We start from the raw sequence: 15,564 nt of genomic DNA on the forward strand, positions 1-15,564 counted from the left end.
AAATGACCGCGCACGCCGGCGCCATGGACCGCCGCCGCTTCCTGGGCCTGACCGGCGCCGCGGGCCTGGCGCTCGGCACGACCCAGCTCGCGGGCTGCGGCACGCCGCCCTCCCCGCAGGACCTCGGCCCGCCCGTGGCACCGCCCACCTACCGACCCCGGACGGGGCTGCCGAAACCGGACATCGCGGGGACCAGCGACGGGGTGATCCCGAGCTCGTACTTCAGCTATCCCGCCGACCCGGTGCGGACCGTCTCCGCCACCCCCGGCGACGGACGTCCGGTCACGATCCTGACCGAGACCTTCTCCTCGATCCCGCCCGCCGTCGACCGGAACTCGGTCTGGTCGAACCTCAACGCACGGCTGGGCAGCCCGCTGCAGATCCAGATCGTCCCGCAGAGCGACTTCGGGGTGAAGTACGCGACGACCGTGGCCGGCGACGCGCTGCCCGACATGTTCTTCGCCAGCCCCACGCCGGACTTCCCACGGACGCCCGAGCTGATGGCGGCGAAGGCGCTCGACCTGTCCGAGCACCTCGCCGGCGACGCGATCCTCGCCTACCCCAACCTCGCGAACATCCCGACGTCCTGCTGGGACGTCGGCCGCTTCGACGGCCGGATCTACGGGCTGCCGTCCCCGCGCGGGGCGGTGTCGTCGGGCATCGTCTACCGCCGCGACGACCTGCTGAGGGCCAAGGGCATCACCGAGGAACCGCAGAGCTTCGCCGACTTCCGCGCCCTGTGCGTGGAGGTGAACGACCCGCGAAGCAGCACCTGGGCGCTGACCTCCCCCGCGCTGCAGTTCCTCCGCAACATGCTGGACATCCCCAACTTCTGGCGTTGGAAGGACGGCGCCATGCAGAGCTGGTGGACCGACCCCGGGCAGGAGCAGGCCCTCGACGCGGCCCGCGGCCTCTTCGCCGACGGCTTCGTGAACCCGGACGCCTTCACCGCCTCGGCCAGCCCCAAGACCTGGTTCGGCACCGGCAAGGCGTACTTCACCGCCGACGCCTTCACCGCCTGGCCGTCCTACTACGCCTCGTACGGCGACACCGAGGGCTTCGCGGTCGACGGCTACGAGATCCCGGCCTTCGACGGCGGCGGGAAGGGCACGCTCTGGCTGAGCTTCCCGTCGTTCGGGTTCTCGGCGATCTCCAAGGACGCGGCCGACCGCGTCGAGGCCCTGCTGCGGATCGCCGACTACCTGGCCGCGCCGTTCGGCAGCGTCGAGTACCTGGCCGCCAAGTACGGCGTCGAGGGCCCCGACTTCGCGCTCGAGGACGGGAACATCGTGCCGACCAAGAGCGGCACGGCCGCGGCCCAGCTCGGGCTGAAGTACCTCGTCGACGCGCCGCAGGTGAACTTCGTCCCGGGCAACGCCGACGCCGCCCGGGCGTGCGACCGGCTGCTGCGTGAGCTCGTCCCCCGCGCCACCGCCAACGACGCCGTCTACCTCTACTCCCGCACCGCGGCCGACCGCTTCGCGCAGTCGCAGACCCGCTTCACCGCGCTGGAGACCGACATCATGCAGGGCCGCAAGCCGGTCAGCGCCTGGCGGGAGGAATCCGACGCCTGGTGGAAGCGCTACGGCCGCCAGATGAGCGAGGAGCTCGGTCAGGCGTACGTCGACGCCGGTCGCGGCTGAGGGTCGGCGACGAGGGTCGGCGGAAGGAGGGTCAGCCCCGGCCGAGCACCGTCGACCCGTCGATCTTCAGGACCCCGTCGTCACGGACGAGGCGGAACGAGGTCCGTTCCACCGCCGTCCCGCTGGAGCGGCGGTAGGTGACCGTGGCCTCGACACCCGAGGGCGGCGTGGCGTCGACCTTGCTGACGGAGACGCTGTCGACCTGGCCCCAGAAGCGGTCGTACGACGCGCGGCCGCCGGAGGTCGTGCGCTGGTAGCTCGCCGTCAGGAGCGGCCAGGCCTCGTCGGTGTCGTCGGGGACCAGCGCGTAGTAGCGGGTGACCGCGTCCTCGAGCTCCGCGGCGGTCGGCCGGCCAGAGCTCGGCGTCGCGGTGAGCGAGGCGGTGGACGAGGCGGACGTCGCCGACGCGGACGGCGACGGCGAGCGCCCCGGGGTGCTCGCGGCGGACGAGGTGGTGCTCCCGGAGCCGGGCCCCGCCGAGCCGGACGCGTCCGACGACGCCGACCGCTGCGGTGGGCGGGAGGTCGCAGGATCGGCGGCCACCCCGGAGCCACGGCCGCCGAGCTGCCCCGCGACGACGACGGCGCCGACCACGACCAGCCCGACGACGAGCAGGGCCAGCGCCACGACCGGCCCCCGGCGCCGGCGGTCCGCTCCGGCCGGCGCCGCCGACGCCGCGTCCGGCAGCTGGTCGTCCGGCTGCTCGTTCAGCTGCTCCGTCACGGGCACCACGGACGGCCCCTGGCGACGTCGCCGGGAGCGGACCTGGGTCGTCCAGACCTCCTCGGGGGCCACCGGGGTCTCCTGGTCCGGCAGCGCGAGCGTGGCCTCGGCTCCCGGCTCCGACGCTGACCCCGACTCCGGTGCCTCCGCCCCGACCGCCGAGAGCCGCGCGGACACGTCGGCCATGGTCGGTCGGGACCCGGGGTCGGCGCGGAGCATCTCCATCAGCACGGGCTCGAGCGGGCCGGCGTGCTCCGGCACGGCGAACTCGCCCGACGCCACCCGGTGGAGCAGCGCGATCGCGTTGCTGTCCGTGCCGAAGGGCGGGCCGCCCTCGAGGGCGGCGTACAGCGTCGCGCCGAGGGAGAAGACGTCGGAGGCCGAGCTCGAGCTCGCGCCGCGGGCGACCTCGGGCGCCAGGTAGGCGAGGGTGCCGTGCACCAGCCCGGTCGAGGTGAGGGTGGCGTCGCCGAGCGCGTGGGAGATCCCGAAGTCGCTGATCATCGCGGTGCCGTCGTCGGCCAGGAGGACGTTGCCCGGCTTGACGTCGCGGTGGACGATGCCGAGCTGGTGCGCCGCGGCCAGGGCGGAGGCGACCTGGGCACCGACGGCCGCCGTCTCCGGCACGTCCAGCGGACCGCCCTCGCGCAACCGGCTCGAGAGCGGCACCGAGGGCACGAACTGCATGACCAGGCACGGCTGCCCCTCGTGCTCGACCACGTCGAAGACGGGCACCGCGTTGCGGTGGTGGAGGCGCGCGGTGATGCGCGCCTCACGCATGGCCCGGCGCTTGGCGAGGTCGGCCTCCTCCGGCGCGAGCCCGACCTGCGGACGGAGCTGCTTGACCGCGACCGGGCGCTCGAGCCGCTCGTCCCTGGCCTCCCAGACGACGCCCATCCCGCCGCGACCGACCTGGCGGACGAGCCGGTAGCGGTCGGCCAGGAGCGTCTGCGGCTCGGCCACCCCGCTCCCCCTCCACCGGCCCACCAACGAACCGGGCGAGCCTACGGCACCGGCCGCGGGTGCCCGGCGAGCCGCGGTCAGCGCTCGGGTGAGCGGTGCACCCCGATGTCGCCGAACTGGGTCCTGACGCGGACGGCGACGGCCTGGTCGCCCGCGGCGGGGGCGCGGTCGGCGTCGAGCTCGTTGCGGACGCGCCCGATCTTCGACGCCAGGTCGAGCCAGGCCGGCACGCCGTCGCGCACGCCGACGACGATCTCGCCGTAGCCGCTGTCGGCCTCGACCGAGCCGCTCGACACCTCGTGCAGCGCGATGCTGCCGTACGCCGTCCTGGCGGTCACCGAGCCGAGGGCGCGGGTGACCTCGAGGTCGCCGTAGGAGAGCCTGGCCTCGAGGTCGCCCGTCGACTCCCCCACGGTGACGCTGCCGTGCGAGGCCTTGAGCAGCGCGTCGCCGCCCAGGCGGCCGACCGTGATCGCGCCGTGGTCGGCGGTGATCTCGACCGTGCCCTCGGCGGCTTCGACCGTGGCGGACCCGTGGCCGGCGCGGAGCCAGAGGTCGCCGGTGGTGCCGAGCTGCGCGCGTCCCGACGCGGCCTTGACCCGGGTCGCCCCCAGCCGGCCGGACGAGCGCACGGCGCCGAGGGCGACCTCGGCGGTCAGGCGAGAGCCGCTCGGCAGCTCGACGCGGACGTCGACCGACTCGCTCGGGCCGACGAGGCTGAAGCGCGGCTTCGGGGTGACCACCGTGAGGCGGTCGCCGACCAGCTCGACCCGGGTGCCCTCGGCGCCGCGGCGGTCGGCCTCCTTGTCCGGGTTGGTCGGGAGGACCGTGACGACGGTGTCCTCGCGGTCGCCGGCGACGACCTCGAGGGCTCCTACCTGGAGGTCGACGGCGAGGTCGATCGGGTGCGGGGTGGGATAGGTGGGCATGCTCGGGCTCCCCCTTCAGGGTGTGCGTGTCCAGCCCCGGGCGGTCCGGGGCTGTTGGTGGTGCGGTGTGTGGTGGTCCCGAGGGTGGTCCAGGACGGGCGGGGCGGCGCTAGCGCGCCCACCCCGCGAAGCTGTCGCCGCCGGAGCGGTTCCGGTGGGCGGCGCGACGCTGCCTGGGCTGCAGCGCCGACGCCACCGCCCGGACGAGCCAGGCGTTGACGGAGACGCCGTCCGCGGCTGCCGCCTCGTCGACCTGCGCCTTGAGGGCGTCGGGCAGCCGGAGCGTGGTGCGCGACGTGCTGGTGTCGTCGAGGTCGGCCGCCGCGGCGGGCCGGTCCTCGGCGCCGGGGTCGGCGCTCGGCGCACTCACCACGAGGTCCACCTCGCGGCCGCGCAGGCGGAGGTCCACCGAGCCGGGAGCGAGGTCGCGGGTGATCTCCCCGGCGGCCGCGGACAGCGCGTCGAGGAGCACCACGCGCACGGCGGCGTCGAGCTGGGTCACCAGGCGCTCGGCGGCCACCCGCGTCTCCTCCGTACCGCCATTGGCGGCCGCGGCGAGCTGGCGCTGGAGGTCACCGACGTACGTCCCGAGATCCATGACACCATGGTGACACCACTATGGTGTCAAGTCAAGCGCCCGATGGTGTCGCAGGGCGTTCGACGAGGCGCTCGTCACACGTGGTTCGGTTGTCAACTACCTATACGCTCGCCATACTTCTCTCAGGAATCCGCAAGTTTCGCGGGACCTTTCGTGCAGCTCGGGGGCGAGCTCACGCTTCGTACTGTTTCGGGGGGAACATCCGCATGCGCTCTCGCGCGTCTTCTCACGTCGTCAAGCCTGCCCGCGGTCTCGTGCGCGGCCTGGTGGTGACGGCCACCGCCGCCGGTCTCGTGGTCGGCATCGCTCCGTCGGCCACCGCCGCCGACACCACGCCGCCGCCCGTGCCCAGCAGCGTCAAGACCGTCTACTACGGCGGCGTCGGCACCCAGGTCAGCTGGGGCAAGGTCTCGGCGTCCGACCTCGACACCTACGTCGTCTACCGCTCCACCAGCAAGACGCTGGTCCCGGCGACCGACGCCGTCGGGACGACGACGTCGCTGACGCTCACCGACGCGAAGGCCGTTGCCGGCACGACCTACTACTACGGCGTCGCCGCACGCGACAAGAGCGGCAACGTCTCCAAGCCGTCGAGCGTGCAGACGGTCAAGGCCACCGACACCAGCGCGCCGAGCACCCCGAGCAGCCTGAAGGCGACCGCCACCAGCGGCGGCATCGCCCTCGACTGGGCCGACGTGGCGGTGCCCGACCTCGCGGGCTACAAGGTCGCCCGTGCCGCCAGCTCGAGCGGCACGTACACGACGCTCACCTCGTCGCCGCTCTCCACCTCCGCCTTCACCGACGCCAGCGCGCCCGCCGGCGCCACCGCCTACTACCGCGTCACCGCCGTCGACAGGACGGGCAACGCGTCCTCGGCGGCCAGCGTCTCGGCCAAGGCCGCCACCGCGCCGGCCCCGAGCACCGCCCCGGCTGCCCCGACCGGGCTGAAGGCGACCGTCAGCAGCGCCAACGTCGTCACGCTGGCCTGGACCGCGCCCAGCGGCAGCATCACCGGCTACACGCTGTCCCGCTCGACCTCGAGCACGGGCACGTTCGCCACGGTCGCCTCTCCTGCCTCGACCGCGACGAGCGTCACCGACAGCTCGGCGCCGGCCGGTACGACCGTCTACTACCGCCTCGTCGCGACGAACGCGGTCGGGTCCTCCCCCGCCGCGACCGTCTCGGCGGCCACCTCGAAGGACACGACCGCACCGGCGACCCCGTCGTCGCCGAAGGCCGTCGTCGTCGCCGGCGGCGGCGGCATGACCGTCTCCTGGACGGCCAACAAGGAGGCCGACCTCGCGGGCTACCTCGTGCTCAAGCGCAACGGCGCCGGGGACTACGTCACGCTGCTCGGGGCGGACAGGCCCTTCGTGCCGACCACCTTCACCGACCCGTCGGTGACCGAGGGCAAGGTCGCCTACTTCCGGATCCGCGCCGTGGACACCAGCGGCAACGTGTCGTCCTACGTCTCGCTCACGGCCAACAACCCGAACGTCGCGCCCAAGGCGCCGGCCTCGCTCAAGGCCACCGTCAGCACCAAGGCGGGCATCGACCTCACCTGGGCGGCGCCGACGGACACCGACGTCGCGGGCTACAACGTCTACCGCTCGGTCGACGCCGGCAAGACCTACCCGCTGCTCGCGACGGCCACCGCCGCCGCGGTGACGGCCACCCCGCGCTTCGCCGACACCAGCGCCCCGCAGGGCGTGAAGTCGATGTACAAGATCACCGCGCAGGATGTCGTCGGCAACCTCTCCTCGGCCTCCACGGTCGTCTCGGCCACCTCGACGACGGCACCCGTCGCCCTGCCGGTCGTCACGAAGACGATCACCGTCGGCCCGGCCGGTCAGTTCCCGACCATCGGCGCGGCGCTCGCGACGATCCCGGCCACGAACCTCGAGAGCTACACCCTCGAGATCGCGCCGGGCACCTACCGCGAGAAGCTCCGCCTCTCGAGCCCGAACGTCACGCTGCACGGGACCGGCGCCGGCCCGGGCGACACGGTGATCACCTACGACGCCGCCTCCGGGACCATCGACCCGACCGACGGCGAGCCGTACGGCACCGCGAACAGCTACACCGTCTTCGCCGAGGCGAAGAACCTCAAGCTGGCCAACCTCTCGGTCGTCAACGCCTTCGACGAGGCCGCGCACCCCGAGATCACCAGCCAGCAGGCCGTCGCGCTGCGCGTCGAGGGCGACCGCTTCGTCGCCGACGGCGTCCGGCTGATCGGCAACCAGGACACCCTGCTCGCCGACACCCCCAAGCCGACCACCCGGATCCGCCAGTACTACGTCAACAGCTACATCGAGGGTGACGTCGACTACCTGTTCGGTGCGGCGGACGCCGTCTTCGACCGGGTGACCCTCCGCTCCCTCGACCGCGGCAAGAGCGACAACGGCGCCATCACGGCCGCCAGCACCGACACCGGCAGCAAGTACGGCTTCCTGGTCGTCGACAGCAAGGTCGTCTCCTCGGCCGCGGCGGGCACCGTGCACCTCGGTCGCCCGTGGCACCCGAGCGCCGACCCCGACGCCATCGGCTCGGTCGTCTACAAGAACACCTGGCTGCCGGCCGCCATCGCGACCGACCAGCCCTGGGAGGACATGGCCACGGCGAACTCGTCGGGGACCAAGGTCAACTTCCGCTGGCAGGACGCGCGCTTCAGCGAGTACAGGAACATCGGCCCGGGCGCTCTGCCGACCGGAGCCGTGAACGCCAACCGGCCGCAGCTGACCGACTCCAACGCCGCCAACGCGACCCCGGCCAAGTACCTCGCGGGCAGCGACGGCTGGAACCCGGTGCTCCCGGCCGCGACCACGACCCCGGCGGCGCCCGCCGGCCTGGCCGTCACCACCGACAACCGCGTCGCCCACCTCGCCTGGGCCGACGACAGCTCCGCCGCCGTCGTCGGCTGGAAGGTCTACCGCTCCGAGAAGGGCGTCGAGACGGTCCTCGGCACCGTCGACCGGCCGGCCTTCAGCGACAGCAGCGCGGTCAACGGCGCGATCTACAGCTACTCGGTGGCGGCCATCAGCCGGAGCGGTGCCGAGTCGGCCCGCAGCGCCGCGGTGACGGTCACGATCGCCGCGGCTCCCCTGGTCGTCGACCTGGTCGTCGACCCGGCCCACGCGGACGGGGTGAAGACCTTCGCCACCCTCGGCGCGGCCCTGGCCGCCGCTCCCGCCGGCACCGCTGCCGACCCGACGGTCATCTCCGTCGTGCCCGGTCGCTACGCCGAGTACCTCACGATCGCGAAGCCCTACGTCACCGTCGTCGGCTCGACCGGCACGGCCTCCGACGTCGTCATCACCGGCAACCGGGCGGCGGGCACGCCGACCGGCGGCAAGAACGACGACGGCACGCCCGCCACGTACGGGACCTCGGGCAGCGCCACGCTGCTGGTCACCGGGACCGGTGACTCGCTGCGCGACCTGACGGTCGAGAACGCGTACAAGGAGGGGACGTACGCCAACGGCCAGGCCGTGGCCATGCGGTCCACCGGCGACAAGCTCGTCTTCGACAACATCCGCCTGCTCGGCAACCAGGACACCCTGTACGCCAACAGCGCGGGCACCACCGTCGCCTCGCGGCAGTACTTCCACGACTGCTACGTCGAGGGCGACGTCGACTACCTCTTCGGCCGCGCGACCGCCGTCTTCGACGGCTGCGTGCTGAGGTCGCTCGACCACGGCTCCTCGCCGAACGGGGCGGTCACCGCAGCCAGCACCGACACGAGCCAGAAGTACGGCTTCCTGATCACGCGGAGCCGCTTCACCGGCACCGCGCCGGACGGTTCGCAGAACCTGGGCCGCCCGTGGCAGCCCGGCCAGGCCCAGGCCGACGGCACGTCGGTCGCCGACAAGAACGCGGTCGCGCAGGTCGTCGTCCGCGACAGCTGGCTCGGTCCGGTCGTCAGCACCACGCAGACCTGGACCGACATGGTCAACAGCGGCACGACCACGCACTGGCAGGACGCCCGCTTCGCCGAGTGGGCCAACTCCGGGCCGGGCGCCCTGCCCGCCGGCACCACGAGCGCCGGCCGTCCGCAGCTCAGCGCGGCCGACGCCGCGGCGTACACGCCGGAGACCTACCTCGCCGGTGCCGACGGCTGGAACCCGGTCGTCGACGCCGCTCCCGACGTCGCGCCCGCCGGGGTCACCGGCCTCACCGCCGGCGCCGACGACGGCCTCGTGACGCTGGCCTGGGACGACAGCACCGAGCCCGACGTCACCGGGTACCGGGTCTACCGGGCCGAGGGCGGCACGGTCACCCCGACCGACGCGACCCTGGTCGCCACGGTGGTCAAGCCGACGTTCGCCGACAAGGGCGTCGTCAACGGCACGGCGTACGCCTACACCGTCGTCGCCGTCGACGCGGCCGGGCACCCCTCGGCTGCGGCCGCCCCGGTGACCGTCACGCCGAACCCGCAGCCCCTCGTGGCCGACCTGACCGTGGCCAAGGACGGCAGCGGCGACTACACCTCGCTGCAGGCCGCCCTGACCGCGGCGAACGCGGGCACCGCCGCGAAGCCGACGGTGATCCTGGTCAAGCCGGGCACCTACCACGAGGTCGTCGCCTCGACGAAGGCCAACCTGGTGGTCGCCGGGACCACCGGCGACCCGCGGGACGTCCGCATCGAGTTCGACAACGCCAACGGCACGGCGGTCTCGGCGAGCACCTGCCCGCAGGTCACCAACGCCGCGACCTGCGGCACCTCGGGCAGCTACACCGTGTTCCTGTCCGGGTCGAACGTGAAGGTCTCCGACCTCACGATCGCGAACACCTTCGACAGGGACGCGCACCCCGAGATCGGGAACTTCAACACCCAGGCCGTCGCGCTGCGCATGACCGGCGACCGGCAGGTCTACCGGAACGTGCGGCTGCTCGGCGTGCAGGACACCGTGCTCGCCGACGCCCAGGGCAACATCAGCTCCACCGGCACGGGCTACCCGCGCCAGTACGTCGTGGGCTCCTACGTGGAGGGCAACGTCGACTTCGTCTTCGGCCGCGCCACCACGGTCTTCGACCGGACGACGATCCACGCGACGAGCCACAACGGCGGCACGGTCTTCGCGCCGAGCACGGCCAGCAAGAACCCGTACGGCTACCTGGTCGTCAACAGCCGCATCGTCAGCGACAACGACCCGGGCACCTTCGCCCTCGGCCGTCCCTGGCGCGGCTGGGGCGACGGCACCCAGCCGGACAGCTCGCGCGGCCAGACGACGATCCGCAACACCTGGATCGGCGAGGGCATCAGCACCGCCCAGCCCTGGGTCGACTTCGCGCCGAACGTCTGGACCGACGGACGCTTCAGCGAGTACGCGAACAGCGGCCCGGGCGCCCTGGCGGCCGGGGCGCAGAACGGGAACCGTCCGCAGCTGAGCGACGCGCAGGCCGCTGACGCCACCGCGCAGAAGTACCTGGCCGGCACCGACGGCTGGAACCCGGTCGCCGCAGCGGCCCCGGACACGGCACCCGCCGCGCCACGCGGGCTGTCGGCGAAGGCCGGGGACGCCAAGGTCTCCCTCACCTGGGACGAGTCGGGCGAGCCCGACGTCGTCGGCTACCGCGTGCTGCGCGACGGCACGCAGGTGGGCGGCACCCTGACGCGGGCCTCCTACACCGACGCCGGTCTGACCAACGGCACCGCCGTCGGCTACACCGTGGTCGCGGTCGATGCGGCCGGGCACGTCTCCGCCGCCTCGGCGACGGCCAGCGCCACGCCGCAGCTCAAGGTCGACGCGGTGGTGGCGACCGACGGGTCCGGCGACTACCGCACCGTGCAGGCGGCGGTGGACGCGGGCCCGGCCAACGGCCCGTGGCTGGTCAAGGTCATGCCCGGCACGTACGCCGGCACGACCACGATCGCCAAGAGCGGGATCACCGTCGTCGGCTCGACCGGTGACCCCGCCGACGTCGTGCTGACCAACGCGACGGCGACGCCGACGCTGACGGTCTCCGGCTCCTCGGTGACCGTGCGCGCCCTGTCGGTCACCAACAGCGCCGGGGTCAGCAACTCCCCGGCCGTGTCGATGACGGGTGACAAGGTGCTGCTCGACCGCACCACGCTGACCAGCACGGACCGCACGGTCTGGGCCGACGTCCCGACGGCCGGCGCGACCTCGCGCCAGCTCATCGAGGGCTCCACGGTCTCGGGCGCGAACAACGTCGTCCTGGGCCGCGCCACCCTCGTGGTCCACGCCACGACGCTCGTCGCGACCAAGACCTCGGGCACGCTGCTGGTCCCCAGCACCACGGGCACCAACGGGCACGGGTTCCTGGTGATCGGCTCGACCGTGGCCCCGGCCGCGGGGGTCAGCGACGTCCGGCTCGGGGCGGGCTACGCCCAGGGCACGACGACGGCGGCCAACGCTCCCGAGGCGGTCGTGCGCGACACGGTCCTGAACGCCGGCATCAAGGCGCAGGTGTGGCAGGACTTCAACGGTTACAAGTGGGTCGACGGCCGGTTCGCGGAGTACGCGAACTCGGGTGCCGGCTCGGGCGTCACCGACCTGCGTCCGCAGCTCAGCCCCGCGGCGTCGGTCGGCTACACCGTCGCCGCATGGCTCGGGGCCCCGACCTGGTACGCCCCGGTCGCCGACCCGGCCACCCCGGCCGACGTCACCGCGCCGGCCACGCCGGCCGGCCTCGTCGCGGCCGGCGCCGACACCAGGGTCGACCTGACCTGGACGGCCGACCCCGACGCCGCCTCCTACCGGCTCTACCGCGCGGTCGGCACCTCGGTGGTGGTCGGGCCGGGCACGCTGGTCCGCTCCGGGATCACCGGGGGTGCGTTCAGCAGCACCGGGCTGGCCAACGGCACGACCTACACCTGGGCGCTCGTCGCCGTCGACGCGGCGGGCAACACCTCGGTCGCGGCGACGGTCGCCGCCACTCCGGCCGACAGCCTCCCGCCGGCCGCGCCGGTCGGGGTCAAGGCCGGGGCCGGGGACAGCCGGGTCGTGCTGACCTGGACCGCGAACGGCGAGCCCGACCTCGCCGGCTACCGGGTCTACGCCGCGGGCGCGACCACGCACCTGAACGACGCGCTGCTCAAGGGCGCGACGTTCACGCAGACCGGGCTCGTCAACGGCACCGCGTACGCCTACGAGGTCACCGCGGTCGACGCCCAGGGCAACGAGTCGGCGCGCTCCGCGGTCGCCACCGGGACGCCGGCGGCCGGGGACACCACGCCTCCGGCCGTGCCCACCGGCGTCACCACGGTGCTCGGCAAGGGTTCGGTGGCCGTCGCCTGGAGCAAGGTCGACGACGCCGACCTCGCGTCGTACGACGTGCTCCGCTCCTCCGGCGGCGACCCGGCCACGGTGGTCGGGGCGGGGGTCACCGCGACGCGCTGGAGCGACACGACGGCCGTCGTCGGCACGACGTACACCTACACGGTGCGGGCGACCGACACCGCGGGGAACGCCTCCGACGCCTCGACGGGCGCGAAGGCCACGCCGGTCAAGGCCGACGTCGTCGTCGCCGCCGACGGCTCGGGCGACGCGACCACGGTCGCGGGCGGCATCGCGCTGCTGGCCGACAACGCCGACTACACCGCCCAGGGCTACCGGACCGTGCTCGTGCAGCCCGGCACCTACGCCGGTGCGGTCAGCAGCGGCAACCGCTACGGCGTCCGGCTCGTCGGCGCCACGACGAACGCGGCCGACACGGTGCTGACCGCGCCGGGCGGTGCGGTGGCCACGCTGACGATCAGCGGCAAGGGCTGGACCGTCTCGAACCTGACGCTCGCCAGCGTCGCCACCGCGGCGGGGGCGCAGGCGACGGCCCTGCAGATCAAGGCCGGCGACCAGCAGGTCGTCGACAACGTGCGGATGCTCGGCGACAAGCAGACCCTGCTCGTCTCCACGGCCAACGCCACGACCTTCTCCCGGGTCTACGTGCGCAACAGCCACCTCGAGGGCGGGGCCGACCTGGTCCTCGGTCGCGCGGTGACCGTGATCGAGCGCAGCACGATCCACGTGCTGAACCGGCCGGGCGCGAGCCTGACGGACAGCTCGGTCGACGCGGCCTCGCCGTACGGGTTCCTGGTCACGGGCAGCACGATCGTCACCGACGGCAACCCGGGCTCGGTGTTCCTCGGGCGGCCGTACTCGACGCAGGGCAAGGCGCAGGTCGTGGTGCGCGAGACCGAGCTCGGCTCGGCGCTCGCCACCGCCGGTCCGTGGAAGGACTGGGACGCGGCGACGCCGTGGACCGCCGGACGCTTCTTCGAGTACAAGAACACCGGCCCCGGCGCGGAGGTCGTCAACCCGGCCACGCGGCCGCAGCTCTCCGACGCGGACGCGGCGGCCTTCACCGCGAAGGCCTACCTCGCGGGGACCGACGGCTGGAACCCCACCGCCTGAGCACGACCATCGCCGACAGCTCCCCGGACCGGCGGGTCCGGGGAGCTGTCGTCCTCCGCCGGTCTGAGGAGACCCGCTCCCGTCGTCTAGCGTGACACGGAACCGGCACGAGGCGGGGGCTCGGGGATGGTGGCACGGGTGGGGCGCTGGCTGCGTTCGCGCCTGCGCGCGCTGCTGTGGTGGCTGTGGCCGACCTCGCCCACCTCGTGGTCGCAGGTGCCCGCACGCCTCGCACCGACCGCGATCCAGGTCGGTCGGCTGACGACCGCGGCCGTCGTCGCGTACGTGGTCGCCGGTCGGCTGATCCCGGCAGGCGGGGTCGACCTGACCGCGCCGCTGACGGCCCTGCTCGTCGTGCAGGCCTCCGCGGTCGGCACGCTGCGGATGGGGCTCGTCCGCGTCGGCGCCGTGCTGACCGGCGTCCTGGTCGCCGTCGCCGTGGGCGCGACCGTGGGGCTCACGTGGTGGAGCCTCGCCCTGGTCATCGCCGCGTCCCTCGTGCTCGCGAAGGTGCTGCGGCTCGCCGAGCAGTCGCTCGAGGCGCCGATCAGCGCGATGCTCATCCTGGCGGTGACGGCCCCGTCGCTCGCCGCCGAGGCGCGCGTCGGCCTGACCCTGGTCGGGACGGTCGTCGGGATCGGGTTCAGCCTCGTCGCGCCGGTGGCCATCCCCAACGCGCGGGCCGCCGAGGCCGTGCGCCGCGTCGCCCGATCCCAGGCCGCGCTGCTCAACGAGGTGGCGCTGGCCCTGGGCGGGCGCGCCCCCGAGCCCGACGAGGTGGCGGCCTGGTCCGACTGGGTGCGCGACGTCGACCGCGAGATCGCCGCCGCGTACGCCGCAGTGCGCGCGACCGAGGAGAGCCGCACGCTGAACGCGCGCGCCCTCACGACCGCCCGGGTCCACGACCGGCTCCGGGGTGCCGTCGAGCGGCTGGACCGCTGCCTGGCCGCCGAGCAGACCCTCCTCGGCGCGATCGCCGCCGCCTCGCGGTCCGAGGACGCGGGCGGCTCGACGGGGTCGGACCTGCGGCGGGCGTTCGCCGTCGTCCTCGACGACCTCGCCGACGGGCTCCGTGCGCTCGGCGACCTGCTGGGCGCGCCGCCGCGGGAGGACGGCCGGCGTCTGGCGCCGCTCGGCGCCCTCGACGACCGCCTCGCCGAGATCGTGCGGGAGTCGCGGGCGGTGCTCACCGAGCTCGTGCTGCTGGACGTCGACGCTCGTCGTCACCCCGACCGGTGGCTGGTCCAGGGGTCGATGCTGACCGCCGTGGACCAGGTCCTCACGCAGCTCGACCTCGACCTCGAGCCGCCGGCCGTGCGGCCACGCCTGCGCTGGACCCCCATGCCCGACGTCCCCCGACGACGCCTGTCCCGGCGTCGGTGAGGTCGGACCGGCTCGCGCCGTCCGGCCCGGACGACGCCAGGACCTCCGGTCAGGTCCGGTGCGACCCGTGGCTCTGCGTCGAGGCACGCGGCTGCGGGGCCTCCGGCGCCCCGCGCTCGCGGGCGGTCAGGTAGAGACGGTGCGCGGTGACGACGACGGCGAGCCAGCCGGCGCCGAGGAGCCACGCGGCGAGGACGTCGGTGAACCAGTGGGCGCCGAGCAGCACGCGGGTCAGCCCGACGACGACGGCGAGGACGACCGGGACGACGACGCAGGCGATCTTGGCCAGGACCGCGTGCCGGTGCAGCCAGAGCAGGTAGCCGACGACGCCGGCGACCACGGTCGCGTTGAGGGAGTGCCCGCTCGGGAAGGACGGCGAGTGCTCGAACGGCGGGACCGCGTCCACCAGCGGCGGGCGGCTCCGGCCGATGATGTCCTTGCCGGCGATCGTCATCAGCAGCGAGCCCACCCCCGCCCCGGCGACGAGGATCACCGGTGTCCAGGACCTCCTGGTGAGCGCGAGCAGCAGGATCGCGGCGACCGCGATGAGCGGCATCCCGACCGGGCCGAAGACGTACGCGACGCCGGCGGAGAACTCGTCGAGCCAGGGCCGCCGCAGCTGCATCGCCTCCTGCAGCATCGGCCGGTCGAGCATGGCGACGCCGTCGTTCTCGACCACGGCGTCGTAGACGCGGCTGACGAGGAACGACGCCGTGAAGGCGATGATTCCCCCGACGAGCAGGACGATGGCCAGCGCCGGCTGCGCGCCGACCCGGTGCCCGACGCCGGTGGCCACGTGGGCCAGCCGGGTGCCCACGGGCCCGTACCAGTGCGTGACGACCGGACGGCCCTCGAGGGCGGTGCTCCCCCGCCGCTCGACGCCGCGTGGCTGCGTCGGTCGCTCAGATCCCTGCATGTCCTGCCTCCGTCGGTGAGCCGGGAACCTACC

General features: G+C 73.9%; 7 protein-coding genes. 3 read left to right on the top strand and 4 right to left on the bottom strand.

Features of this window, described 5'->3' with window-relative positions; genetic code table 11:
* The first annotated feature begins 2 nt into the window (after positions 1-2).
* Entirely contained in the window at positions 3-1,643 is a 1,641-nt protein-coding gene (locus BLU42_RS07045) for a twin-arginine translocation signal domain-containing protein (protein WP_091073844.1), read from the top strand.
* A 31-nt stretch (positions 1,644-1,674) separates the two neighbouring features.
* On the opposite strand, the gene BLU42_RS07050 is transcribed toward BLU42_RS07045, so the two are convergent.
* The 3 genes from BLU42_RS07050 to BLU42_RS07060 all read right to left on the bottom strand — a co-directional run bounded on the left by BLU42_RS07050 (position 1,675) and on the right by BLU42_RS07060 (position 4,857).
* Positions 1,675-3,330: a serine/threonine-protein kinase gene (locus BLU42_RS07050; protein ID WP_091073845.1), complete on the bottom strand. Its 1,656-nt coding sequence runs from the start codon at positions 3,328-3,330 to the stop codon at positions 1,675-1,677.
* A 77-nt stretch (positions 3,331-3,407) separates the two neighbouring features.
* Positions 3,408-4,259, bottom strand: a complete 852-nt coding sequence (locus BLU42_RS07055) for a DUF4097 family beta strand repeat-containing protein (RefSeq protein ID WP_091073846.1) — start codon at positions 4,257-4,259, stop codon at positions 3,408-3,410.
* A gap of 109 nt (positions 4,260-4,368) precedes the next feature.
* Entirely contained in the window at positions 4,369-4,857 is a 489-nt protein-coding gene (locus tag BLU42_RS07060; protein ID WP_091073847.1) for a YlcI/YnfO family protein, read from the bottom strand.
* A gap of 206 nt (positions 4,858-5,063) precedes the next feature.
* Here BLU42_RS07060 and BLU42_RS07065 point away from each other — a divergent pair, with 206 nt between their 5' ends.
* Together BLU42_RS07065 and BLU42_RS07070 are read left to right on the top strand one after the other, a co-directional pair.
* A complete protein-coding gene (locus BLU42_RS07065; protein WP_157719871.1) occupies positions 5,064-13,232 on the top strand; it encodes a pectinesterase family protein in 8,169 nt (2,722 codons plus the stop codon).
* Between the two features lie 126 nt (positions 13,233-13,358).
* Positions 13,359-14,615, top strand: coding sequence for an FUSC family protein (locus BLU42_RS07070; protein ID WP_157719872.1), 1,257 nt, complete (start codon positions 13,359-13,361; stop codon positions 14,613-14,615).
* 49 nt (positions 14,616-14,664) lie between these two features.
* Here the strand turns inward: BLU42_RS07070 and BLU42_RS07075 are convergent, their stop codons facing one another.
* Positions 14,665-15,531 (bottom strand): phosphatase PAP2 family protein, encoded by an 867-nt coding sequence (locus tag BLU42_RS07075; RefSeq protein WP_091073850.1) that lies wholly within the window; start codon positions 15,529-15,531, stop codon positions 14,665-14,667.
* Positions 15,532-15,564 lie beyond the last annotated feature (33 nt).

This window comes from Microlunatus sagamiharensis, assembly GCF_900105785.1.
GTDB lineage: Bacteria > Actinomycetota > Actinomycetes > Propionibacteriales > Propionibacteriaceae > Microlunatus > Microlunatus sagamiharensis.

Coding starts and splice junctions, on each gene's coding strand:
- BLU42_RS07045 (WP_091073844.1), top strand. CDS start 3: ATGACCGCGCACGCCGGCGCCATGGACCGCCGCCGCTTCCTGGGCCTG.
- BLU42_RS07055 (WP_091073846.1), bottom strand. CDS start 4,259: ATGCCCACCTATCCCACCCCGCACCCGATCGACCTCGCCGTCGACCTC.
- BLU42_RS07060 (WP_091073847.1), bottom strand. CDS start 4,857: ATGGATCTCGGGACGTACGTCGGTGACCTCCAGCGCCAGCTCGCCGCG.
- BLU42_RS07065 (WP_157719871.1), top strand. CDS start 5,064: ATGCGCTCTCGCGCGTCTTCTCACGTCGTCAAGCCTGCCCGCGGTCTC.
- BLU42_RS07070 (WP_157719872.1), top strand. CDS start 13,359: ATGGTGGCACGGGTGGGGCGCTGGCTGCGTTCGCGCCTGCGCGCGCTG.
- BLU42_RS07075 (WP_091073850.1), bottom strand. CDS start 15,531: ATGCAGGGATCTGAGCGACCGACGCAGCCACGCGGCGTCGAGCGGCGG.